This window comes from Paraglaciecola marina, assembly GCF_004360155.1.
In the GTDB taxonomy this organism is placed as follows: domain Bacteria; phylum Pseudomonadota; class Gammaproteobacteria; order Enterobacterales; family Alteromonadaceae; genus Paraglaciecola; species Paraglaciecola marina.
Window position 1 is genome coordinate 163,643 of sequence record NZ_SAIS01000009.1, and the last position, 23,160, is coordinate 186,802.

Consider the following 23,160-nt stretch of genomic DNA (forward strand, 5'->3'; position numbering starts at 1 on the left):
TCAATCAACTTCGAGATAAAACTCGCTTGAATATTCAACGGTTGCGTTAAGTTTTGCTTTGAAGCTTTTGTAAAAGGAATCAAAGGCCTTCTGACTACTCCATCGGCTAATTAAGGTCACATCTGGTGAACGTTGATAACCAAACATGGAAGTAACTGAGTCGGCGCTTAATTCAGCACTGCCGCCAGCCTTTTCAATAGCGAGTTTAAGTTCAGTGGCAAAATTGGTATCGCCTGTCCAGTATGCACCAAACACATAGATTTGCTCTGGGTCGAAACGAATATTAATATCTTGTTTTACTTCGAAGTTAACCATATTGAACGTAGACCAAATATCTAATCTTCGAGAGCGTATGTCCGGAGCCAAAACCAAAAGCTCAGCGAACCGTTTTTGCCGGTCCTGCCAGTCTCCCGGCCAACTTCCAACGGCTAAAACTCTTGGGGAATACATACCGCTAATGGGTTTTCGCACGACATTAAAAAACGTATTCGCTGTGTAGCCAAGTTGGCTTCCCAATGGACCAATATCTTCAAAATAGGCTTTTTGATAAGTTCTGCCTTCTTCTTTTAAGGTTAGAAGCAAAATATCAATTACATGATCTTTACCTATTACTAAATCTCTTGTTTTCGCTGCGCTCTGTAATGAAAAGACCAGCGTAAATACGAGACCTATCATGACCGTACTATTTTTAATTCGCATACACATTTTCCTCAACTAAGGTGAGAAGCAGTGTCCACTAAATGTGTCATTGCGTCTTGCATATTCAGACAAACAACAGATTAACAGGATAAACGCTGTTTTGGATTAAAAGTATATGTATCTATTGAATTTTTTAGCAGCATGGATGGAGAGGATTTCCAAGATATTACACGTCATTCCCGCGAAGGCGGGAATGACGGAGAATAGAAGGGACGATGTCACCGTCTGCTTCCTCAGTATAGGTGATCGTCACCGCTACTTAATCGTATGTCCGCTTTTCGCTCAAAGCCGTCCGTCGCCTCAGTGCCAATTGCAGTCATTCCTCACTTTTGAGTGGTTGCTTCTGCTTCACGCCCAAAGCGGACCAAACGAATTGTTAAATCGAAAGGATTACACAGTCAAGAGCAGAAATTTGAATGGCAGATTTCACTGCTGTTGTAAAAACAAATAAACAGCAAATGGCACTTCTTTACCAAAACCGTATCTGAGTTAAACAATAGACACTTAGTTACTGAATTCGATTGATACAACATTTCTTAAATTTCTTTCCACTTCCGCAAATACATAGCTCATTGCGACCAATTTTTTTTGTTATCTTTGCTTTAGGGATATTAGCCAAAACTTGCTCGCTTGTTTCATCATATACCCAATCGAACTCTATGTAGTCGGCTGTATTGAATAGTTTAGTGTGCTTTTTATCATCATAATGTTTTACACCAATCACAATACATTTTCTTGCTTTAAATCGTCAGGGTCAGAGCGGTTGATATCGAGTTAATGTTTAACGACTAGTCATCACCGTAACATCGGCTTCGCCGATGTCCATCTTAGGTGGCTTCCCACTGCTCTTCCACCTTTAAAGTATCAGCAAAATGGCTTATTCATAACGTGTATGTGATGTGGTAACTAAGTCGCGCAGCAGGAGTTATTCGATTGATTTGGAAGAAGCTGCTTAATTCAGGGTGTCTAGGTAGCCTTTACTTTACCTGAAGTGGTCAACTAAAAGTTGTGCATATCCATCTCGTGTTTTTTGATCAATAAAATGATTGTCATTGACAGACAGGTGGTAAGTTGAGTGTGTAAAGTTATGCTGCTTAAGATAGGTCATTATCTTATTGGCCATGAGGGATGAAGGCCAAATATGGTCATTTTTTGCTGAAATTAATAAAAGAGAACCATTGATTTTTTCGAATTGAAATTGGGCATAAGAAGCTGAATTTTGAGTTAATGCTGCTGTAGACCGCTCATAAATACTCTCTTCAGATTGGCGAGGAAAAGTAACCGAGGGTAAAGGCTTCCCTTTAATAGTCCACGCATGGGGGCTAATTTGACCATGCCAAGCAACCGATGAAGGAACTATACCAGCCACAGCGGTGATTCTGGGATCGTTTGTTGCACTAAGAAATGCTAACTCTGAGCCGCGTGATACGCCTAGAATACCCAAATTATTGGTATTAACTTGTGGGTGATTTTGTAAATAATCTAAGGCATCGCTCACTGTTTCTATCGGTATTTCATCTAATGTATTTGGTAAGCCCTGAGATCGAAAATAAGCTAAACTCATGGCAACAATCCCATGGGCAGCCAACAGTTCAGGGTAAACTGTATTACGATGTCCACTCGAACCTCCCAGCACTATCACCGCAGACATTTTTCCTGATTGTTTTGGTATATACAATGTGGCGCTAATTTGTTCTGTTTGTAAATCAGTAGTTACAAAACTAACCTTAGCGTTTGCAATAAAAGTGTTGCAGGCTAACAATAAAAAACATGTTATTTGTTTATAGGGCATAGCGAAGTCTATTTAATAAGGTCCATTGATAGTAGATAGGATACATTCGCTAATTCCTCAGCGCTAATTATCAAATAACAGAGTTAATAGTTTATGGAACCGGCGGAGCAGAACCGTTGATTTACTTTTTACGCTTTGAAATGTTCATATTTTCATTGGTACCTTTTAAGTGCTTTGTTGTAACACCCTCATGTAAGGCTGTATGGTATGTGAATAAGGCTGATTAATCATAACCAATCTTATTCATTTTCCAAAATAATCCGCAGATGGTTTATTCGCTGACACCACAAATTTCGATGATACATAGGATGTAAATCCGTATGCAATTCAAGAACTGTTGTTTGCATACACGTTCATCTGGCATGGCAAATTATCAGGGTCAGAGTTAAATTAAACTTGTAAGATATTGATTTATAGTGGCTTACTATTTGTTGCAGTGACATTATCCCGTTTAAAGTTTTAACTATTGTTTACACATACCGATACTTTATTGAACCTCACTCCTGAAGGTCAGGCCTTGTCGCTTTTAACCATTGGGGAATGACATGGGATTAAAAGGTTACTTGGCTTTTATATTGCCTAAAGTTCACGAGATTTTTATACAAAAAAGCCCTCAATTTTGAGGGCTTTGATTTTTGGGCTTAGTTACGGTTACAACTTAATGATGTTGTTACCTGTGTCGCGGTCAATAAAGCGTACGAATGGGTCTATGCCCGCGTAGTTGGGGACTTCATCAACCGTTAATTCAATGGTGGTGTCTCCACTTTCAATGGTATGTAGGCCTTTGTAAATCACCTTATTGTCGGCTGCAAAGTTGTTGGGGTCGTCACTAAATAGCACTATCTCTACTTCTTGTGAGAAGGGCTGTTCGGTTTCTTTACCTTTGCCGTCTGCTGCAAACTGTTGGGCCGATACGGTGAACAATACTGTGGTTTGTCCGTTTTCATCGGTTGCCTGTGATATTTCTTTGGCTTGTAGGTCGTAGATGGTGATCTGCGAAAACAAGTCTTGAATATAAGCTTGCTCTTCTACCGTAGCTACTGCGTTTAAATGCCTGACTAAATCAAGTGTGGTGGGGTACAAGTCTTCTCTAAATTTATATTCATTTAGCAAGGCTTGTAGTGCCTGATTAAGTCGAGTTTCACCTAGCTTGTTGACTAGCGCCATCATCACAACCGAGCCTTTTTGATAATGAATATATTGCTGGTTTTCAGAGCGCAGCAATGGCATTTCTTCAATACGTTCTGCGCTGCGGCCTTGTAGGTACCGGTCTAGCTCGTGGGTTAAGAATTTACGGAGTTTTGTTTCACCGTATTTTTGTTTCATCACCATTAACGCGCTGTACTGAGATAGGCTTTCAGACAAAATTGCGCTGCCTTGTACATTGGCAGCATTAAGCTGGTGGCCCCACCATTGGTGAGCGACTTCGTGAGCAGTCACGTAGTAAACAGGGTCAATGTTTTCAGGATCTCGCAGGTCGGTTATAAAGCCTATGTTTTCTGAGTAAGGCACAGTATTCGCAAAGCTTTGTGCAAAACTGCGGTAACCCGGAAACTCAATGATCCTTAATTGCTTGTGCTGGTAGGGGCCAAATGCTTGTTGAAAATAATCGAGTGAGTCTTGGCTAGACTCTATCATTCGGTCTATGTTCCAGTGATGATCTTTATGGTAGTAAACTTCAATGCTTATGCCTTTATATTCAACCTTTTTACTTTCAAGTTTGGCAGACATAATACTGAAGAAGTTAACCATAGGGGCATCCATTTCGTACCTGTAATAGTTGCGTCCGTTTTCTTGCCATTCTTTTTGTAAATACCCAGGCACAATAGCAAATTGATCGGCGCTGGTGGATACAGTGGCGCTAAAGTCAATAAACTCGACTCCCTTACCAAAAAAGCTTTCGGTATAACGTGAGGTGTCTTCTAGTTTATAGGCTCGCTGCAATGGCGGTAAATCCCGTTTGCGTCTTTCATGCTGATCAGTAATGCGGTAATCCTCATTAAAACCAAAAGACGGGAACAAGGTAAAGTTATTAATAAAGGTGCCGTTTTTGACTAAGGTGCTGTCTTCACCTCTGTCTTTAAAGCCATTGTGGTACCTAGATACCGTTATAGTGCCTTGCCTTTCTTCGTTAGGGGCAAGTGGCTCGCTGAGTTCATACCAACCCACATTATATTTACTGTCGATTTCACCTAAGGTGCCACCGGGTATGTCAACGGTATAGGCTTTAGTGTGCTGTGGAATATTCACTAAAAATCGCGTGATAGGTGTGTTAGTGCGGTTAATGACTTTTACTTTGGCGTTGGCATCTATGCGCCTACTTTCAGGGAATATATCAATAGCGGCATCAACACTCACTATGGTTGGTATAGGGGCATCACGAAATTCAACGAAGTCTTTTTCGTAATCTGCTTGGGTATTTAAGGTGTCGTCTTGGCTATAAAAGGTATTCAATACTTTGGTGTTGTAATGAATGTAAGCACCGCTACTAATAAATACCACTAAAGCTACTGCAGCAATACTCTTACCTTGAGTGCCTAGTTGATAATTTAATAAGCTAAAACGTTGTTTTAACGAGGTTTGCGGGCCTCGCTTCCATAAGCCATAACTCAGCACACTTAGCACTACCGCTAAGGCTGACCAGTACAACATGTACCAATTTTGGGTTTGCATAAACCAGCCATAGCCGTTTAATCCTGAGTATTGCAGGGTAGGGGCGGCTGCAAAATTGAACATATTATGTTCTATGCCTATTTGCGGAAACACAATAGACACAAATATGTAGCCAACAAAAATTAGCATACCCACGTACTTATTAGGGCTGAGTACTTGAATCAAAAAGGCTAATACTATGGTTAAGCAAAATGGCAGCACGCCAAAATATAAAAGGCTTATTAGGTATTGACCAAACTCGATGTTTTCGTAGCCACTTAACAGTTGTTTGATGATGGCAAGGGCCATGCCTACAAAATGTAAAGACACAATCACTAACATCACAGCTATGAGTTTAGATAGCCAAAAGGTGACATTGTGCACGGGCATGCTGTCTACAATATCGCCCATGCCTACGTTGCGTTCACGCCATACTACTTCTGCTGTGTAGTAAGTAATTACAATTATGGTCATAAGCGAAAATGCGCCTATGATGATTTGCACTAAGGTTTGAGTTAAGGGCCAATTTGGAGAGCCATAAACACCGTTTATATTGAAAAAACTCGCCACTAATTGAAATGCAGAGAATAGTAACAACACCGCAAATGCAGGGCTGAACATCACTTGTTTTATCTCAAATTTAGTACGAGTGATAAACTGTGAAAACCCATTGTCTGCTGTAGACTTAATGGCAATATTAATGGTTTTAGGAATGACACTGGCGTTTTCTTTGCGTGCTTTTTTGCTGGCTTTATTTGGCGTTAAGTTTAAGGGTTTAAACAAGCCGCCTCCAGCTAGTAATATAAAACCGCCCACGGCCACCCATAACAGCCTATTTTGTAATACCGCACCACCTAAAGAAACCATTAAGGCGTTCTTTTCAAAGGCAGTCCAATATCTTGCATATTCACGAAATGAATTGAGCCCAAATGGGTCAAGTAAGGCACGAATAGTGCGCTGTTCGGGTTCGTTAAAGACCTGCCCAGCGACTACATAAAGTATAAACAACCCTAGTGCACAGATATAACCCGCCATCATGTTTCTAAATAGGTTGGTGACTGCATAAAACAAAGCTGCTACAACAAAAATGGTGGTAGTAGAGAATATTAAAAAAGGTTGTAGGTACATCATTAGGCTATTGGGGCCAATGCGTTCGCCGTCTACCCATGGCATTAAGGTGCCAATAAATGTACCTAAAGGCACCATAGCAAATACCGTTAGACATATAAGATATGCCCCTAAAAAACGCCCTAGGTTGTAACTAAAGGGTTTAATAGGTTTGGTATAAATGATTTCAGACATGAATGATGTGTGGTTACGGGTGGCGGTACCCGATACAAAATTCACCACCATAAACATGCCAAACACACTTAAAATTAATAGAATTTGGGTGACAGCAAAGGGGCTGTTAAACAGTACATTACCACCTGAGCCAATTTGCACTTGGTCTATGGTAATGGCTAAAAAAGGTAACAGAAAAAACACTAAGCAGGTCACAATAAACGAGGGCTGGCGGGTAAAATAACGCCATTCAAAACCTAACATTTGGCTAAACATGATTGCGCTTCCTTATGCTGCTTGGTTTGAACGAGAGCTGTGCAAAGTAGAAAAGTACACGTCTTCTAAGGTAGCTGGGGTAGCTTCAAACCCTTCTGGTGCTTCTGCTGCCATGACATTTAAAACCGTGCGGCCTGCAAATAGGCGTTTTGAAATAACCGGAAGCGTGCTTTCAAGCTCTGCCGCTTCATCTATTGATACGGTTTTGCGCCAAATTTGTCCCGTTAGCTTTTCGGTAACCTCAATGGGGTTGCCTTGTAATAAAATTTGACCGCTGCCCAGTACAGCCATGTTTGAACAAAGCTCTGATACATCATCTACGATATGGGTAGATAAAATGATGACTTTTTCTTCACCTAAGGTGACCAATAAATTATGAAAGCGGTTACGCTCTTCAGGGTCTAGGCCTGCTGTGGGCTCATCAACAATAATTAAGTCTGGGTCGCCTAATAGTGCTTGGGCAATGCCAAAACGCTGGCGCATACCACCAGAAAATCCACTTACCGCTTTTTTACGATGTTGAAACAAATTGGTGTGAGCCAGCAGTCCATCTACCGCTTCTTTACGCTCCCCTTTATTGGCTATGCCTTTTAAAATGGCGAGGTGATCTAATAAGTCATAGGCGTTAACCCTAGGGTAAACTCCAAAATCTTGAGGTAAATAGCCTAAACGTTTACGTAATTCGTTGGGTTGGCTGAGAACATCGGTACCATCAAATTGGATTGTGCCTGTGTCTGGCTGCTGCAGGGTAGAAATGGTTCGCATTAAACTGGATTTACCGGCTCCATTTGGGCCAAGTAATCCAAACATTCCTTTTGGAATATCTAGATTTACACCATTTAAGGCTTTTACACCATTGTCATAGGTTTTGGTTACGTTAGTGATTTTTAGCATGTCGTGTTCCCTGTTATTGTTTTTTATCAATTTAAATATGACGAAATACTAAGCATTAGTCTATAGATGCAACATTTTCTTACGAAAACCAATATTTTATTTTAGAGGGTGCCGTATTCGGTATATACTACGCGGCCTTAAATTTTATCAATTTTTACGCTTTTTAGAGGTCGTTTTTCATGCGCACAGACTATTGTGGCAACATCAATTCTTCTTATATCGGACAAACTGTCACCTTGTGTGGTTGGGTTAATCGTAGCCGTGATTTGGGCGGTGTTATCTTTCTTGATTTACGAGACCGCGAAGGTGTGGTTCAAGTGGTGTTTGATCCTGATTTAGTCGAGGTATTTGACGTAGCAAATAGTTTACGTAATGAGTTCTGCGTGCAGTTGACTGGATTAGTGAGAGCTCGTCCCGAAGGCCAAGTAAATAAAGATATGTCTACCGGCGAAATTGAAATGCTGGGTAAGTCTTTGACTATCTTAAATAAAGCTGCGCCGCTACCTTTAGATTGGAATCAAGAAAACTCTGAAGAGCAACGTTTAAAGTATCGTTATTTAGATTTGCGCCGCCCCTTGATGAGCGACAGACTTAAATTTAGAGCTAAAGTCACCAGTAATGTACGTAATTACCTAGAAGGCGATGGCTTTTTAGATATCGAAACGCCTATTTTGACCAAAGCTACACCTGAAGGGGCCCGTGATTACTTGGTGCCTAGTCGAACTCACAAAGGTCAGTTCTTTGCTTTGCCGCAGTCACCTCAGTTGTTTAAGCAGTTGTTGATGATGTCTGGTATGGACAAATATTATCAAATCGTAAAATGTTTCCGAGATGAAGATTTACGTGCTGATCGTCAACCAGAATTCACCCAAATTGATATCGAAACCACCTTTTTAGATGCAGATGGTGTGATGTCTATTACCGAAGGTTTGGTGCGTGACTTGTTCCAAAAAATGCTTAATGTTGATTTGGGTGATTTCCCAAGTATGACATACGCCGATGCGATGCGTCGTTTTGGTAGCGATAAGCCAGACTTACGTAACCCATTAGAATTAACTGATGTGGCAGATTTACTGAAAGACGTTGAGTTTAAGGTGTTCTCGGGCCCAGCAAACGATGCGAAAGGTCGTGTTGCAGTAATACGTGTACCGGGCGGAGCTAAATTGTCTCGTAAACAAATTGATGACTACGGTAAGTTTGTTGGCATTTATGGTGCTAAAGGCCTAGCGTGGATGAAAATCAACGACCTTGATGCAGGTATGGAAGGCCTTCAGTCGCCAATTCTTAAGTTCTTAAATGAAGACGTAGCTAAAGGCATTGTTGAGCGCGCAGGCGCACAAAGTGGCGATATTTTATTATTTGGTGCCGACACCAATACAGTAGTAACCGAAGCGCTAGGCGCACTTAGATTAAAACTAGGTGAAGACTTAGACTTACTAGAAGGCGAGTGGAAGCCTCTATGGGTGGTTGACTTCCCAATGTTTGAGGAAGTTGATGGCCAGTTTTATGCGTTACACCATCCCTTTACTGCACCACGTGATATGACCCCAGAAGAGTTAGCGGCTAACCCAGCTGGTGCCTTGTCTAATGCATACGACATGGTATTAAATGGCTGTGAGTTAGGTGGTGGTTCGGTTCGTATTCATAATCAAGAGATGCAAGCCTGTGTGTTTAAGTTACTAGGTATTAGCGATGAAGAAGCCGAGATGAAATTTGGGTTCTTACTAGAAGCCCTTAAATTTGGTGCTCCGCCCCATGCTGGCTTGGCCTTTGGTTTAGACCGTATGGTAATGCTGATGACTGGCGCTACGTCTATTCGTGATGTTATGGCGTTCCCTAAAACCACTACCGCGGCTTGCCCATTAACCGATGCACCGGGTGAAGCTAACCCAGATCAACTTAAAGAGTTGTCTATCCGCACGGTTATTGAGAAAAAAGAAAAAGAAAGTAAAACTGATTAAGTTTTAGCTGAGATGACATCACCTTACCGCATCCCAAAATCTGCCCTTACGGTTGTATACAACAAAGCTGGGCAGGTATTGGTGATGCAGCGTAATGATGACCCCGCGTTTTGGCAATCTGTCACAGGTACCCTTGAAGAGGGTGAACAACCCTTTGAGACTGCCATGCGAGAAGTCTTAGAAGAGACGGGTATTGATATCACCAATAATGGTTATCAGCTTCGAGACTGCCAAAAAATAAATACCTACGAAATACGGGATATGTGGAAACACAGGTACCCTCCAAATACCCCTTTTAATACCGAGTATGTGTTTGCTGTGGAAGTTGCCAACGATCAAGCTGTTATACTTACCGAGCACTCAGCTTATTTTTGGTTAGATAAACAAGCTGCAATGGAAAAGGTCTGGTCTGATACCAATCGTGAAGCAATCTCATTGTATGTGCCAGATGCAAACTAATTTATTAATATTCACCTATTCTAACTGTCTATTCCGAGTGTTTGCCTAATGGCTTTAATTTTAGGAATTGACCCCGGCTCCCGTATTACGGGTTATGGGGTAATTAAAAAAGTCGGGCAAAAGTCTGAGTATGTAGCCAGTGGCTGTATTCGCGTTCAAGGTGATGAGCTTGCAGGTAGGCTCAAGCAAATTTTTGATGGCGTGAGTGAAATTATTCATCAATTTCAGCCAAATGAATTCGCTATTGAGCAAGTCTTTATGGCGAAAAATCCTGATTCAGCTCTTAAGCTAGGGCAAGCCAGAGGGGCGGCTATTGTTGCCGCTACCACTTTTGATTTACCGGTGGCAGAATATTCTGCGAGGCAAATTAAGCAGTCGGTTGTGGGTAAAGGTAGCGCTGATAAATCACAGGTACAGCATATGGTGACCTACTTATTAAACCTAGCTGCCAAACCTCAAGCTGATGCAGCAGACGCATTAGCAGTGGCTTTATGCCACAATCATACCCAACAGAGTTTAATTAAAATGTCTGGTCAAGCCTCAAAAACCGTACGCGGTCGCCTGCGTTAGTCATAAAAACAAATAAGGAAACACCATGATAGGTAACCTTCGCGGTATCTTACTTGAAAAACAGCCTCCTGAAATACTTATCGAAGCCGGTGGCGTGGGCTACGAAGTGCATGTGCCCATGACCAGTTTTTATCAGTTACCAGAAATTGGTCAAGAAGCGAATATCTGTATTCACTTTGTGACCCGTGAAGACGCTCAGCTGTTATTTGGATTTGCCAATAAACAAGAGCGAGCGGTTTTTCGTGAGTTAATTAAAGCCAGTGGTGTGGGGCCAAAACTAGCGCTAACCATTTTGTCTGGTATGAATGCTCTGCAATTTATGCAATGTGTAAGTATGGAAGATGTGACTGGACTAACTAAATTGCCTGGAGTGGGTAAAAAGACTGCAGAACGTTTAGTCATTGAAATGCGTGATAGGTTAAGCAAACTAGCCAAAGAACAAGGCTATGCAGAAACCGTGCACTTAACCCCAGATTTACCTGTTGAAAACACCTTTGTACAACGTACCGATGCTAAAGAAGAAGCCTTAAGTGCGTTAATTGCTTTAGGATATAAAGCACCGCAAGCCACCAAAGTGATTAATTCTGTGCACCAAGAAGATATGAGCAGTGAAGTACTCATAAGAGAAGCGTTGCGAGCTATGGCAAATTAGAGACGGCAGGCAATAAATTTGATACTGTATAAAAAAACACTAAAGCTAATAATAAGTCACAATGATTGAAGCAGACCGCATTATAAAACCCACAGCCAGCCATGAAGATGAAGTGGTTGACCGTGCCATTCGACCTAAAATGCTGGTTGATTATACTGGGCAAGATCATGTCTGCTCACAAATGGAAATCTTTATAGAAGCCGCCAGAAAGCGTAGTGATGCGCTCGATCATCTATTAATTTTTGGTCCCCCGGGTTTAGGTAAAACTACTTTGGCTAACATAGTGGCTAATGAAATGGGGGTGAATATTAAAACCACCTCTGGCCCTGTTTTAGAAAAAGCCGGTGATTTAGCGGCATTGTTAACCAATCTAGAAGAAAACGATGTATTGTTTATTGATGAAATACATCGCCTAAGCCCTGTAGTAGAAGAAATCTTGTATCCTGCCATGGAAGATTATCAACTCGATATTATGATTGGTGAAGGGCCAGCGGCACGTTCAATTAAATTGGAATTACCCCCTTTTACCTTAATTGGCGCAACCACAAGAGCGGGCTCTTTGACGTCTCCACTTAGAGATCGTTTTGGCATAGTACAGCGCCTAGAATTTTATAATGTTAAAGACTTAACTCAAATTGTAAAACGCTCCGCCAGTTATTTAGATTTAACTATGGAAGAAGAAGGGGCCTTTGAAGTGGCCAAACGCTCACGGGGAACTCCAAGAATCAGTAACCGTTTATTACGCCGAGTGCGAGATTTCGCTGAAGTAAAAGCAGATGGCAAGATCACGGCTGGCGTGGCGGCACAAGCTTTAGATATGTTAGACGTAGATAAAGAAGGGTTTGATTACATGGACCGGAAATTACTATTAGCCATTATTGAAAAATTTATGGGCGGTCCAGTAGGTTTAGATAACTTAGCCGCAGCTATTGGTGAAGAGCGTGACACCATAGAAGATGTAATAGAGCCGTTTTTAATTCAACAAGGTTTTCTGCAGCGTACTCCGAGAGGACGCATAGCTTCACAGCGAGCATTCTTGCATTTTGGAATAGATTATACTCCAGATTAACGCTTATTTTTAGGCAAAAAAAAAGCCCACACAAAGTGTGGGCAAGCAACTAAAAAATTAGTTAAAGGGAATAAATCCAAGGAACATGTCAAAAAACTATTTTCACTTTTCAACCGTTTGGCGTCTAAATTACTCTGTAGCTCTAAGAACAGGTGCTATTCTAAGAGTTATTGAGGTTTGTACAACTGAATAAAATTGATATTAGGCATTAGAAAAACTAATGAGTTAGTTTTTCAAAATAAATGGATGTTAGACTTTAGGCGTATATCTATTTTATCTTTTTGATTTTAAAGGGTTTTTTATTCTGGTTATTTATTGTTCTATTATTTTTTCTGATTCTAAAAAGATTCTAGTAAAGTTAATGGGTATTAGCCTAGCTTGAATGTTTATTCACTATGTTAATGTGAGTTAATAGATGTTTTTAACCTGCGATTTTTGCTTTTACAGGTAATTATATGATTAATATGGTTTTTTAAGTTGCTGTAAGGTGATTTTAAGGGGTTGTATATTTATTAGTTGGTAGCATAACTATTAAATATTGATAGTTAATCTCGATTCGAAAAGTTTTTTTAGTTGCTAGATTATTGACATTAAAAAGTTGAAAATAAAATGAGCTTTGAACATAAAATTCGTGTTTATTACGAAGATACAGATGCTGGTGGCATTGTTTATTATGCTAACTATTTAAAGTTTATGGAAAGGGCCAGAACAGAGTGGTTGAGAGCAATGGGGACAGAACAAGATATTCTTTTGGAACATTCTGTGGGTTTTGTCGTCAAACGGGTCGAAATGGATAATCACGCCCCTGCAAGGTTCAATGAATTGTTGAGTATTCAAACCGAAATAGTAGAATTGAAGCGTGCCAGTTTAGTGTTTAAACAAATCATCATCAGCCCAGCCAATAAACCTTTGGTTAGTGCTTTAATACGAGTCGCCTGTGTAAATATATTAAATATGAAACCACAAGCCATTCCAGAAAAAATATTAGGGGAATTTTCACGTGTCATCTGAGTTATCTTTTATCGATCTGATTTTAGAAGCTAGTTTACTAGTTCAACTGGTTATGTTGTTGTTGATTATTGCATCTATCGCATCTTGGGCTTTTATTATTGAGCGCAGTCGAGCTTTGAATGCTGCTCGTAGTGAAATGAAGAAATTTGAAGACAAATTTTGGTCTGGCGTTGATTTAAATAAATTTTATCAAGAACTAGCTGCCCGAGAAACTGTAGGGGGGATGGCTAGTATGTTCTGTTCTGGCTTTAAAGAGTTTGTGAAATTGCGAAAGAGTTCATCCACTCCAGCAGATGCCATTATGGAAGGTACATCCCGTGCCATGCGTGTTTCTTTATCGAGAGAAATAGATAGTTTAGAAAGTCGCTTACCGTTTTTGGCCACAACTGGTTCAATTAGCCCCTACATTGGTTTGTTTGGGACAGTTTGGGGCATAATGAATTCGTTTATTGCATTAGGTGGCCAACAACAAGCAACCTTAGCTATGGTGGCTCCAGGTATTGCTGAAGCATTGATTGCAACCGCGATGGGATTATTTGCTGCCATTCCAGCTGTAATTGCCTACAACCGTTTCAGTCATCAAGTAGAGAAACTTGAAAATAGCTATGGCAATTTTATGGAAGAATTTTCAAGTATTTTGCATAGACAAGCCTTGTCATCTAGTGCCGAAACTAACCAAGCTGCTGGATAGGTAGTTAAACTATGTATGTAAGAAAACGTAGACGCCCAGTCTCTGAGATTAATGTTGTTCCTTATATCGATGTAATGTTGGTATTGTTGATTATCTTTATGGTAACCGCTCCCTTAATCACCCAGGGTGTAAAGGTAGATTTACCGAAAGCTGATTCGCAACCTTTAGATGAAGAAGCTAAGCCTCCGATTGTGGCGTCGGTAGATGCCCAAGGCCAATATTTCTTAAATGTGGGAGATACCCAGGATGAACCCATGTCTGCGGTCGACCTAGCCACTTTAGTAGCTGCACAATTACAAGTTGAACCCGATATACCTGTAGTTGTTAGAGGTGACGGTGCTGTGCCCTATAGTGAAGTCGTTCAATTGATGGTGTTGTTACAAAGAGCTGGCGCGCCGTCAGTGGGATTAATGACGACTCCACCGGAGAATTAGGCTAGCAATGAACCTTTCCACTAGTTTTTCATTGTCCTTTTTGCTGCACTTAGCTGTGTTGTTTATGGTGTGGGTGAGTGCTGACTTTTCTTCATCTAAGGAAACTCCAGAGTATTCTGCCCCCGCACCAATTATTGAAGCTAAGGCAGTAGATGAACAGCAATTACAACAACAGGTTCAAAAAATAAAAGACCAGAAGAAGGCTCAGCAACAAAAAGAAGAGCAAAGGGTTAAAGATTTAGAACGCAGAGCTGCCGAGGCTGAAAGAAAGCGAAAGCAGCAAGAGTCTGAAGTATCTGAATTAAAGAAGCAGGCCCGTCAACAAGAGCAAAATAAAAAGAAAGCAGAACAAGCTGCCGCTGCCGCCCGAGAAAGACAGAAACAAGAAAAAGCTAAAGCTGAAAAGCTCGAAGCTGAGCGAAAGCGCAAAGAATTAGAAAAGAAAAAAGCCGATGAACTTGCACGTAAAGCAAAAGAAAAGCGTGAAAAAGAAGAAGCGGCTTTAAAAGAATTAGAAAGAAAACGGCAACAAGAAAAAGAACAAGCAGAGCAACAAAAACTTTTAGAAGAGCAGTTACAAGCAGAACAAGCTGCAAGACAGCAAATACGAAATAAGCAAGTCTTGTCTGAAGTTCAAAAGTACCAAGCGTTAATCAAACAGACTATTGAACGAAACTTGATAGTAGATGATTCTATGAAAGGTAATTCTTGTCGCTTAAATATTCGTTTAGCATCGAATGGGTTAGTAATACAAGTTACTGAATTAGGTGGTAATGCTATTTTATGCCGTGCCGCTAAAGCAGCTGTATATAAATCAGATACATTGCCAGTTTCAAAAGAAGCGGACGTAAATCAACAATTACGTGATATTAACTTAACTGTAGAGCCAAAATTGTAATGCCCAAACTTAGAGTTGTACTCCTTCCTTTATTATTTTCCCTAATGAGTTTTAACAGTTTCTCTGCCCTGGAGATTGTCATTACTGAAGGGGTTGATACATCAAGACCTATAGGTATTGTGCCGTTTAAGTGGGTTGGCGACGGTGTAATGCCTGAAAAACTTACTGAAGTAATTGGTGCCGATTTACGCCGTAGTGGTAAATTTAATCCTATTAAGGCAATAGATATGCCTCAGTATCCTGCTACTGACGCAGAGGTTGATTATAGTGCTTGGGCTGCAAAAGGTGTTGAAGCCGTTTTGGTGGGCACTATCGAACTCGCTGGCATTGATAGATATACAGTATCTTATGAGTTAATTGATGTACTACGTGGGCAAATTACCGGTGGTGATTCACAAGTTCTAGTGGGTGGAAAATTAGTTAGCAGTAGTGAGCACATATTAGAAACCAGAAGATCAACTATTTCAGGAAACGAATTTAGACAATACTCCCATAGAATTAGTGATGTGGTTTATGAAAAGCTTACGGGTGAAAAAGGGGCCTTTATGACCCGGATTGCCTATGTATTGGTAAGAGATAGGCAAGCACATGAGTTTCCATATCAATTGGTAGTATCTGACTATGATGGTGTTAATGAAACTGTGTTGTTACGTTCGAAAGAGCCATTGATGTCACCTTCTTGGTCTCCTGATGGGACTAAGCTTGCTTATGTTAGTTTTGAGAATAAGCGACCACAGATTTATATCCAAGATATCTACACCATGAGCCGTACTCAAATGACCAGCTTTCCTGGAATAAATGGTTCGCCAAAATTTTCACCTGATGGTAAAAAGCTAGCTTTAGTATTGTCTAAAGATGGCAATCCCGAATTATATGTTATGGATATAGCGAGTAAACATATTCGCAGACTCACAAATAATAGGGCGATAGATACTGAACCTAGTTGGTTGCCTGATAGTAAAGGATTGATATTTAGTTCAGAACGGGGTGGTAAACCTCAGATATATCGAGTAAATTTAGCTACGAACAAGGTTCGACGCCTAACGTTTGATGGCGAAATGAATTTAGGTGGTACGGTAACCCCTAATGGCGAGCAGATGGTGATGGTGAATCGAACCCGAGGCAACTATCATATTGCAAGGCAAGATCTTGATAGTGGGGATCTAATGGTTTTAACCAAAACTTATTTAGATGAATCGCCAAGTATTGCTCCAAATGGAAGTATGATCATATACAGTACATTGCATCAAGGAAAACAAGTTTTGTCTTTGGTCTCCCTTGATGGAAGATTTAAGGCTCGTCTACCAGCAGCCGATGGACAAGTAAAGGCACCAAGTTGGTCGCCGTTTTTACTGTAGCTTTGAGATATATAATTTAAATTCGATAAAAATAGGAATAAAAAGAATGCAGCTTAATAAAATTTTTAAAGGTTTAATCATAGCTTTACCTGTTGTGACCTTAATGGCTTGTTCATCAACAAGTGAAGACGAAGCTTTAGCCGCTGAGCAAGCGAGAATCGCACAAGAGCAAGCAGCCGCTGATGCCCAAGCTGCAGAAGATGCAAAAGTTCAAACCGGAACTGTAGCGCCTTTAATGTCACCTGAAGAAGAAATGAAAAAGCAATTGGATGAGTTGCAAGAAAGCCAAACTGTTTATTTTGACTTTGACCGCGCTAGTATAAAGCCTGAGTTTTATTCAGTATTAGATTTACATGCCGCATTTTTAGTTAAAAATAGCAGCCAATCTGTTGTTATTGAAGGTCATACAGATAGCCGTGGTACACCAGAGTATAATATTGCTTTAGGTGAGTCTCGAGCCAAATCAGTTCAGACTTATCTATTAAATGCAGGTGTAAGCTCTTCGCAAATTTCTGTTGTTTCTTATGGTGAAGAAAAGCCAGTTAATTATTACAGTACTGCAGCGGCTTTCGCAGAAAACCGTCGTGGTGTATTAGTTTACCAATAGTAGATTTTAAACATGATAAAACGCACCTTAGCGCTAAGTTTGCTAGGGCTATACGGAGCCGCAGTTATTGCGGCTCCTGCGCCTGTGGCAGATGTAAATGACAGTAGTGATAAACAACGTCTTGTGGAACTAGAAAGAAAGTTTGCGTCTCGTACTCAAGCTCAACATCGTCAACAAGAACAATTGGACCTGTTACAAAGCGAAGTGAGTGAGCTTCGTGGTGCAATTGAAGTTCAAAGTTATCAATTAGAGAAAATCTTAGAGCGGCAGCGTGAGTTGTACCTTGAAATTGATAAACGTATTGAAGAAGTAAAGGCTCAACCAAGTACACAGGTTGCCACTGTGGCCACGCAGCTCGATACGCCTAGTGTTGCTACTCCGATATCTGGAAGTGATAACGAAGCTTACGATAAAGCGGTTAACCTAATATTAAAAGATCGCCTGTATGACCAAGCTATTCTAGAGTTTGAGGCATTTTTACAAAATTATCCTACTTCTGACTATGTGCCAAATGCGCGATATTGGTTAGGTCAAGTATTGTTTAATAAACAAGATTGGGTAGGGGCCGGTGAGCAATTTCAGTCGCTAGTTAGTAATTATCCAGACTCTAATAAAAGAGCGGATGCTTTGTTAAAGCTTGGGATTACGGAACTAGAAAGATCAAATGCAGCTAGAGCTAAACAATTATGGGAACAATTAATGAGCGAATTCCCAGACTCTTCTTCGGCAAAGTTGGCGAGCAAGAGGTTAAATAGTCTATAAAAATTGTGCGCTAAACTATTAATTAGCGCCAATGTTTCATTCTTTATACAAGTATCGTTCGCTTTTTCAGCAAACAGTTGAAATTATTAAAATAAATTAATTTTAGGCTTGCACAGAATTTTCAATTGAGTATTATATGCCGCCTTCGCAGTGAGGCGAACGGAAAAAGGGTCGTTAGCTCAGTTGGTAGAGCAGTTGACTTTTAATCAATTGGTCGCTGGTTCGAATCCAGCACGACCCACCACTTTCCAAATCTCACCGCGTTTATGTAAAGTTTTCAATTAGATGGGTCGTTAGCTCAGTTGGTAGAGCAGTTGACTTTTAATCAATTGGTCGCTGGTTCGAATCCAGCACGACCCACCATCTTTCTAAGTTTTCCTCAAAGTTATCAATACAAATCAATATTCAAAGTTATTGACGTAAGTCGTGCCGGATGAGGATCAGCGTGGTAAATTCACTTTGAGGCAAATCAATTATGCGCCCATGATGATCGGCACCCAAATAAGACATCCTTGTCTTATTGAAAAGCGGAGCGGAACTTCGTTCCTAAAACTTCCGTTATCCCCCACCATCATTTTTGAAGCTTCATAACTTACTAGATAACATGATAAAGCGACCTTTAGCGCTTTATGCAGTTTTTATCTGAATCCAATTATAGTTTTGTAACACTGACTGAGTATGAGAGAGCTAGAGCGTCTAGAATAAAATGCCTAACTGTATGAGTATCATTAAACTTGGTAACTATTATTCTCTATAAATATTTGGCTAGTATTAATTAATATACCTGTAATCTTTGTTTAGACATGAACTTGAAGCATTCTTCATTTACAATTAATCGGACACTCTGCAACGAAGAAGATAGATGGATTTACAAGATTACGTAGACAATGCTGGTGATATATTTGTTTTACCAGAAGCGGTTATTAAAATTAAACAATTAATCGATGATGATGCTGCTTCTTTGGATGATATTGCAGAGGTCATAAATTATGATCCTGCCATAATGACCCAAGTCTTGAAAATATCGAATAGTGCTCTCTATAAGTTTCCAAATACTATAACGACTGTATCTAAAGCCATTCAGGTAATTGGCACACATTCTATTTATGATTTGGTGCTAGCTTATGGTGTTGCTAGCGCCTTTAAAGATATCGCAACTGATGTAATCGATTTAGATAAGTATTGGGAAGAGTCAGTTTTTTGTGGGTTGTTGTGTAAATACTTAGCGGATGAACTTGGACTAAAAGAGCCGGAAAAGCTATTTGTGTGTGGGTTATTGCATAATTTAGGTGAGCTGGTAATGGTGCAATTAAATCCAGAGAGCGCCAAGAAATGCATGGATATTTCTTCTAAACGTCCATTGCAACAGCAAAAACAACATCTAGGGTTTTCTTATGTTGATATCTCTAGTCGTTTGCTCGAACTTTGGGGAATACCCTCAGATATAGTTCGCATAGTAGAGTCTACACATGGTGCCCAGCAGGAACCTATGACTCAAGAACAACAAGTCATTCAACTAGGATACTTGTTGGCACTAAATAACATTAATAATGAGCATTTCTCTAGATTTGATGGCGTAACCCCTGAAATGTATGGTGTTTTAAACTTGGATAAAGAAAGCATAGATAATGCTGTAGATTTTAGTAATTTACAGCTTATGAGTGCTTTAGCCTTGTTTAGCCCGTCGTCATTCGCATTATTTTAAAGCGGATTAGGCGAATATCGCTACCGTTTGCCTGCTTAACGCAACTAAAGCTCCACTACTATCCCAAACTTCTGCTTCTGTATTAGCATACCCATCTTGAGCATGTCGGGTTTTAGCTTTGTATACAAACCAGTCGGTGGGGTTAAATTGTTGGTGTGGGTGAATAAACTCTAAATTCCAATTCACTGTACTAGCTGCTGCAGGCCATTTTAACTGCTGTAAAACGGTTGGGGGCCACACATCAATCAAACTCACTAGATGAGCTTCTGTAAACGCTTTAGGAGCAACCTTAAACCGCATTCGACCAAAAGTATGGCTGTTTTTATTGCCAGTAAAAGGCCAGCCTCCATCGGTTTTGGCTAATTCAAACTGACTAATAAATTTAGGGGTCACTTTAGGAATAGCTGGCAGAAAGTTTGCCTTTATTGGACCTTCTAAACCATGCTCCAAGTTATTGTGGACACGTATCTTTGATTGCCTATTTACGCCAAAGCTAGCCTGACTGAGAACCGCTGTGTTTCCATTTTGAATGATCCTGCCCATAGCCTGGGTGACATTTTTACCTTGTCTCAATATTTCAACCTGTATGGTAAATTCTTTATTCGCTTCTAGTGGACCAATAAATGCGGTGTTAAAAGATCTCATTAGATTTTCTGGCGGGATACTTTCTCGAATAGCCTTATATATTAAGGCTGCTGATACACCGCCGTATATGGTTCTCCCTTGTGTCCAAGACTTGTCTAATGTGAGTTGTATTTCGGTTGTGTTTTGTTCTATTTGATTTTTAATAGAATCAAAAAAGCTGTCTATGTGCATCATTTGTCCGTGTTTGAAAGTCGATTTGTATAAGTAACGTTTTAGTTACTCTATAGTGATTATCATAGTTTTTCATGCTGAAGTCACAATTTCATATCGTTATGATAGGGCATAAGTTATTGTTATATTTGCAAAAAATATACTGGAGTTGCTTGATATTATCAATGTCACAGCATTACCATGGCTCAGATTACATAAATTATTTAAAGGCGCTTATATCTTGGTTTCAAATCCTACTATTTCAATACATTTTTCCCATGCAAACGGTTTTCCTGTGGGGAGTTATAGACGTTTGTTTGATGGATTGGCTGATGATATAGAAGTGTTTGGTTTGCCTAAGTTTGCTCACTCTGAATCTTTTCCTGTAAATGCAAACTTCGCAAATCTTAATTTAGAGTTAGTTCATCATTTGGAAAGCCATGTGTGTAAACCTGTTTATCTTGTGGGGCATTCAATGGGAGCCGTGGTGTCTTTTATGGTTGCATGTGAAAGACCTGATTTGGTTAAAGGATTGATCATGCTCGATCCGCCCATTGCCTCGGGTATGGCTAGTTTACTTTTTAAGGCAATGAAATTATTTGGCCAGACGGATCGATTTACCCCAGCAGGAAAATCTAAAAATCGCTGCAAGAGTTGGCCATTAGGTACTGACTTGGTAGCTTACTTTCAAGCTAAAGCGTTGTTTAAGAATTTTGAAAAAGAATGTGTTCAGGATTATGTGGCGTCCGCAATTACAGAAAAAGAGGGCCATTTACAGCTTAACTATGATGTAAATATAGAAACTGAAATTTATCGGAATGTGCCTGATAATATTCATAAATATTACAAACGGTTGAAGGTACCTACGTTACTTATTAGTGGTGAAAAAAGTGAACTCAATTCAACATTTTTCCTTTCTTCATTTTTAAAAAATACCGGTGCTGAGCAACAAGTACTGAGAAAAGGAGGCCATATGTTTCCTTTAGAACAACCTCTTAAGGTAGCTAATATTATTAACGAGAAACTCTTGCAGTGGGAACAAGAATACAAAACCAAAAGCCGCTAATGACTGAAGTGACCCCCATTAGTTGGACATACCAATTATTGGGGGTCACTTCATGACAGCGGCTTTTTTAATTGATTAAAAGCCTACTTTGAGGCCGAGCATCTCTCGGGTTACTAAAACTACTCCTTTATCTGAGACTCTAAAACCTCTAGCTAAATCATCATCACGGTTATGGCCAATGACCATACCTTCAGGTACTTCACAACCCCTGTCGATGATAGCTTTGCGGATTTTACAATTACGGTTAACGACGACTTCAGGCAGGATAACTGAGTCTTCAACCTCACTATAGGAATGTACTCGAACGTTTGAGAAACACAGACTTCGCCTTAGTGTGGCGCCAGAGATTATGCAGCCACCTGAAACCACTGAATTGATTGCTGCGCCCAACCTGTCCTCGTCTTCCCAGACAAACTTGGCTGGAGGAAGCTGTTCTTGATAAGTCCAAATGGGCCATTTTTTATCATAAAGATTAAGTGCAGGAACCGGAGACACCATTTCCATATTAGCTTGCCAGAAAGAGTCTATGGTTCCAACATCACGCCAGTAAGCCTCGTTATCCTCGTCACTTCTAAATGGAAATGCATAGACATCATGCTCTTCGAGAATAGCAGGAATAATATCTTTTCCGAAGTCTCGCTCTGAGCCTAAGTTGTCGGCATCTACTTTAAGTTGGTCAAATAAAAATTCAGTATCAAAAACGTAGTTGCCCATAGAAGCCAAGCATTTAGTTGGATCATCTGGCAGTGGGGTAGGGTGCTCTGGTTTTTCTTCGAAGCCAATTATTTTGTAGTTTTCATCAACTGACATAACGCCAAATTGCCCGGCTGCTTCTTCTAAGGGGACTGGCATGCAGCAAACAGTCATTTTAGCCCCTGATTCTGAATGTTGAGCAAGTAAATTACCGTAATCCATTCTATAAATATGGTCTCCAGACAAAACCATTACAAACTTAGGCAGCTCGTCTCGAATAATATCGATATTCTGAAAAACAGCGTCTGCTGTGCCCTCATACCAGTTATCTGAGAAGCGTTGTGAAGCTGGCAGTATTTCAACAGACTCACCAAGTTCTTTTTTAAAATGACCCCAACCTCGAACAAGGTGGCGTATTAGTGAATGAGATTTGTATTGAGTCACGACTCCAACGTTGCGAATACCTGAGTTGATACAATTAGATAGAGGGAAGTCGATGATGCGAAATTTACCACCAAAGTATAGCGCTGGTTTGGCTCGCCAATTAGTTAGCTCATAGAGTCTTGAGCCTCGTCCTCCCGCTAAAATAAGTGCATAAGTGTCACGTGTTAAATTACTAATATAGCGAGATGGTTGTTTTGCCATAAGTCGTGCTCCATCAAAATTAAGGGTGTTTGTAAAATATGTACTTAATCCATTACTACCTTTGTTGAGTACCATAATCGAGTGTACACCACAGAAAAGTATATTCAATCAATGATAAGGGAATGTGAATAGAAAGTTAAAATAATCTCTTTGTGCGATGGCTTTGTGTACAACAATAGACAATAATAGG

The 23,160-nt window shown here is 40.2% G+C and carries 21 protein-coding genes and 2 tRNA genes; 16 read left to right on the forward strand and 7 right to left on the reverse strand.

All coding sequences use genetic code 11. The annotated features are described in order from the left end of the window. The 5 genes from EOK74_RS13900 to EOK74_RS13920 all read right to left on the reverse strand — a co-directional run bounded on the left by EOK74_RS13900 (position 1) and on the right by EOK74_RS13920 (position 7,594). On the reverse strand, positions 1-699 hold the full coding sequence (locus tag EOK74_RS13900) for a hypothetical protein (protein WP_133470632.1): 699 nt from the start codon (positions 697-699) through the stop codon (positions 1-3). Between the two features lie 508 nt (positions 700-1,207). Then, on the reverse strand, positions 1,208-1,423 hold the full coding sequence (locus EOK74_RS21210) for a YecA family protein (protein WP_166638776.1): 216 nt from the start codon (positions 1,421-1,423) through the stop codon (positions 1,208-1,210). 258 nt (positions 1,424-1,681) lie between these two features. After that, complete coding sequence (locus EOK74_RS13910) at positions 1,682-2,491, reverse strand: acyl-CoA thioester hydrolase/BAAT C-terminal domain-containing protein (RefSeq protein WP_133470633.1); 810 nt, start codon at positions 2,489-2,491, stop codon at positions 1,682-1,684. A gap of 651 nt (positions 2,492-3,142) precedes the next feature. Then, on the reverse strand, positions 3,143-6,700 hold the full coding sequence (locus tag EOK74_RS13915) for an ABC transporter permease/M1 family aminopeptidase (protein WP_133470634.1): 3,558 nt from the start codon (positions 6,698-6,700) through the stop codon (positions 3,143-3,145). A gap of 12 nt (positions 6,701-6,712) precedes the next feature. Further along, on the reverse strand, positions 6,713-7,594 hold the full coding sequence (locus EOK74_RS13920; protein ID WP_133470635.1) for an ABC transporter ATP-binding protein: 882 nt from the start codon (positions 7,592-7,594) through the stop codon (positions 6,713-6,715). Between the two features lie 179 nt (positions 7,595-7,773). Here EOK74_RS13920 and aspS point away from each other — a divergent pair, with 179 nt between their 5' ends. The 15 genes from aspS to EOK74_RS13995 all read left to right on the forward strand — a co-directional run bounded on the left by aspS (position 7,774) and on the right by EOK74_RS13995 (position 19,771). Continuing rightward, the gene (gene aspS / locus EOK74_RS13925) at positions 7,774-9,555 is read left to right on the forward strand and encodes an aspartate--tRNA ligase (protein ID WP_133470636.1); all 1,782 of its coding nucleotides are present in this window, start codon (positions 7,774-7,776) and stop codon (positions 9,553-9,555) included. Positions 9,556-9,567: 12 nt separating this feature from the next. Further along, a complete protein-coding gene (gene nudB, locus EOK74_RS13930) occupies positions 9,568-10,014 on the forward strand; it encodes a dihydroneopterin triphosphate diphosphatase (protein ID WP_133470637.1) in 447 nt (148 codons plus the stop codon). A gap of 48 nt (positions 10,015-10,062) precedes the next feature. After that, positions 10,063-10,584 (forward strand): crossover junction endodeoxyribonuclease RuvC, encoded by a 522-nt coding sequence (ruvC, locus tag EOK74_RS13935; RefSeq protein ID WP_133470638.1) that lies wholly within the window; start codon positions 10,063-10,065, stop codon positions 10,582-10,584. Positions 10,585-10,609: 25 nt separating this feature from the next. Beyond that, positions 10,610-11,236 carry a Holliday junction branch migration protein RuvA gene (ruvA, locus tag EOK74_RS13940; RefSeq protein ID WP_133470639.1) on the forward strand — a complete coding sequence of 209 codons (627 nt, stop codon included), beginning with the start codon at positions 10,610-10,612 and terminating at the stop codon, positions 11,234-11,236. A 61-nt stretch (positions 11,237-11,297) separates the two neighbouring features. Continuing rightward, positions 11,298-12,305, forward strand: coding sequence for a Holliday junction branch migration DNA helicase RuvB (ruvB, locus tag EOK74_RS13945; RefSeq protein ID WP_133470640.1), 1,008 nt, complete (start codon positions 11,298-11,300; stop codon positions 12,303-12,305). A gap of 609 nt (positions 12,306-12,914) precedes the next feature. Next, the gene (gene ybgC / locus EOK74_RS13950) at positions 12,915-13,316 is read left to right on the forward strand and encodes a tol-pal system-associated acyl-CoA thioesterase (protein ID WP_133470641.1); all 402 of its coding nucleotides are present in this window, start codon (positions 12,915-12,917) and stop codon (positions 13,314-13,316) included. Further along, entirely contained in the window at positions 13,306-14,007 is a 702-nt protein-coding gene (gene tolQ / locus EOK74_RS13955; protein ID WP_133470642.1) for a protein TolQ, read from the forward strand. The genes ybgC and tolQ overlap by 11 nt, the downstream gene beginning before the upstream one ends. Positions 14,008-14,018: 11 nt before the next feature. Next, positions 14,019-14,441, forward strand: a complete 423-nt coding sequence (gene tolR, locus EOK74_RS13960) for a protein TolR (RefSeq protein WP_133470643.1) — start codon at positions 14,019-14,021, stop codon at positions 14,439-14,441. Positions 14,442-14,448: 7 nt separating this feature from the next. Beyond that, positions 14,449-15,339, forward strand: coding sequence for a cell envelope integrity protein TolA (gene tolA / locus EOK74_RS13965; protein ID WP_133470644.1), 891 nt, complete (start codon positions 14,449-14,451; stop codon positions 15,337-15,339). Positions 15,340-15,383: 44 nt separating this feature from the next. Continuing rightward, complete coding sequence (tolB, locus tag EOK74_RS13970) at positions 15,384-16,697, forward strand: Tol-Pal system beta propeller repeat protein TolB (RefSeq protein ID WP_239024119.1); 1,314 nt, start codon at positions 15,384-15,386, stop codon at positions 16,695-16,697. A 46-nt stretch (positions 16,698-16,743) separates the two neighbouring features. Then, complete coding sequence (gene pal, locus EOK74_RS13975) at positions 16,744-17,304, forward strand: peptidoglycan-associated lipoprotein Pal (protein WP_133470646.1); 561 nt, start codon at positions 16,744-16,746, stop codon at positions 17,302-17,304. 12 nt (positions 17,305-17,316) lie between these two features. Continuing rightward, the gene (gene ybgF / locus EOK74_RS13980; protein WP_133470647.1) at positions 17,317-18,066 is read left to right on the forward strand and encodes a tol-pal system protein YbgF; all 750 of its coding nucleotides are present in this window, start codon (positions 17,317-17,319) and stop codon (positions 18,064-18,066) included. 168 nt (positions 18,067-18,234) lie between these two features. Beyond that, positions 18,235-18,310 (forward strand) — tRNA-Lys (locus EOK74_RS13985). Between the two features lie 43 nt (positions 18,311-18,353). Then, positions 18,354-18,429: transfer RNA gene (locus tag EOK74_RS13990), tRNA-Lys, on the forward strand. Between the two features lie 499 nt (positions 18,430-18,928). Next, a complete protein-coding gene (locus tag EOK74_RS13995) occupies positions 18,929-19,771 on the forward strand; it encodes an HDOD domain-containing protein (RefSeq protein ID WP_133470648.1) in 843 nt (280 codons plus the stop codon). A gap of 6 nt (positions 19,772-19,777) precedes the next feature. Here EOK74_RS13995 and EOK74_RS14000 read toward each other — a convergent pair whose 3' ends face one another. Continuing rightward, positions 19,778-20,590, reverse strand: coding sequence for a thioesterase family protein (locus EOK74_RS14000; protein ID WP_239024120.1), 813 nt, complete (start codon positions 20,588-20,590; stop codon positions 19,778-19,780). 145 nt (positions 20,591-20,735) lie between these two features. On the opposite strand from EOK74_RS14000, the gene EOK74_RS14005 reads away from it, so the two are divergent. Next, positions 20,736-21,632 carry an alpha/beta fold hydrolase gene (locus EOK74_RS14005; protein ID WP_239024121.1) on the forward strand — a complete coding sequence of 299 codons (897 nt, stop codon included), beginning with the start codon at positions 20,736-20,738 and terminating at the stop codon, positions 21,630-21,632. Positions 21,633-21,707: 75 nt separating this feature from the next. Here EOK74_RS14005 and glgC read toward each other — a convergent pair whose 3' ends face one another. Then, positions 21,708-22,970, reverse strand: a complete 1,263-nt coding sequence (glgC, locus tag EOK74_RS14010; RefSeq protein WP_133470649.1) for a glucose-1-phosphate adenylyltransferase — start codon at positions 22,968-22,970, stop codon at positions 21,708-21,710. Positions 22,971-23,160: the final 190 nt, after the last annotated feature.

Excerpts from the sequence above, each read along its gene's own strand:
- glgC (WP_133470649.1), bottom strand. The coding sequence starts at position 22,970 with ATGGCAAAACAACCATCTCGCTATATTAGTAATTTAACACGTGACACT.
- tolA (WP_133470644.1), top strand. The coding sequence starts at position 14,449 with ATGAACCTTTCCACTAGTTTTTCATTGTCCTTTTTGCTGCACTTAGCT.
- tolR (WP_133470643.1), top strand. The coding sequence starts at position 14,019 with ATGTATGTAAGAAAACGTAGACGCCCAGTCTCTGAGATTAATGTTGTT.
- nudB (WP_133470637.1), top strand. The coding sequence starts at position 9,568 with ATGACATCACCTTACCGCATCCCAAAATCTGCCCTTACGGTTGTATAC.
- pal (WP_133470646.1), top strand. The coding sequence starts at position 16,744 with ATGCAGCTTAATAAAATTTTTAAAGGTTTAATCATAGCTTTACCTGTT.
- EOK74_RS13915 (WP_133470634.1), bottom strand. The coding sequence starts at position 6,700 with ATGTTTAGCCAAATGTTAGGTTTTGAATGGCGTTATTTTACCCGCCAG.
- ruvC (WP_133470638.1), top strand. The coding sequence starts at position 10,063 with ATGGCTTTAATTTTAGGAATTGACCCCGGCTCCCGTATTACGGGTTAT.
- EOK74_RS13995 (WP_133470648.1), top strand. The coding sequence starts at position 18,929 with ATGGATTTACAAGATTACGTAGACAATGCTGGTGATATATTTGTTTTA.
- ybgC (WP_133470641.1), top strand. The coding sequence starts at position 12,915 with ATGAGCTTTGAACATAAAATTCGTGTTTATTACGAAGATACAGATGCT.
- aspS (WP_133470636.1), top strand. The coding sequence starts at position 7,774 with ATGCGCACAGACTATTGTGGCAACATCAATTCTTCTTATATCGGACAA.
- ruvA (WP_133470639.1), top strand. The coding sequence starts at position 10,610 with ATGATAGGTAACCTTCGCGGTATCTTACTTGAAAAACAGCCTCCTGAA.
- ruvB (WP_133470640.1), top strand. The coding sequence starts at position 11,298 with ATGATTGAAGCAGACCGCATTATAAAACCCACAGCCAGCCATGAAGAT.
- EOK74_RS13910 (WP_133470633.1), bottom strand. The coding sequence starts at position 2,491 with ATGCCCTATAAACAAATAACATGTTTTTTATTGTTAGCCTGCAACACT.
- EOK74_RS14000 (WP_239024120.1), bottom strand. The coding sequence starts at position 20,590 with ATGATGCACATAGACAGCTTTTTTGATTCTATTAAAAATCAAATAGAA.
- tolB (WP_239024119.1), top strand. The coding sequence starts at position 15,384 with ATGAGTTTTAACAGTTTCTCTGCCCTGGAGATTGTCATTACTGAAGGG.
- ybgF (WP_133470647.1), top strand. The coding sequence starts at position 17,317 with ATGATAAAACGCACCTTAGCGCTAAGTTTGCTAGGGCTATACGGAGCC.
- EOK74_RS13900 (WP_133470632.1), bottom strand. The coding sequence starts at position 699 with ATGCGAATTAAAAATAGTACGGTCATGATAGGTCTCGTATTTACGCTG.
- EOK74_RS13920 (WP_133470635.1), bottom strand. The coding sequence starts at position 7,594 with ATGCTAAAAATCACTAACGTAACCAAAACCTATGACAATGGTGTAAAA.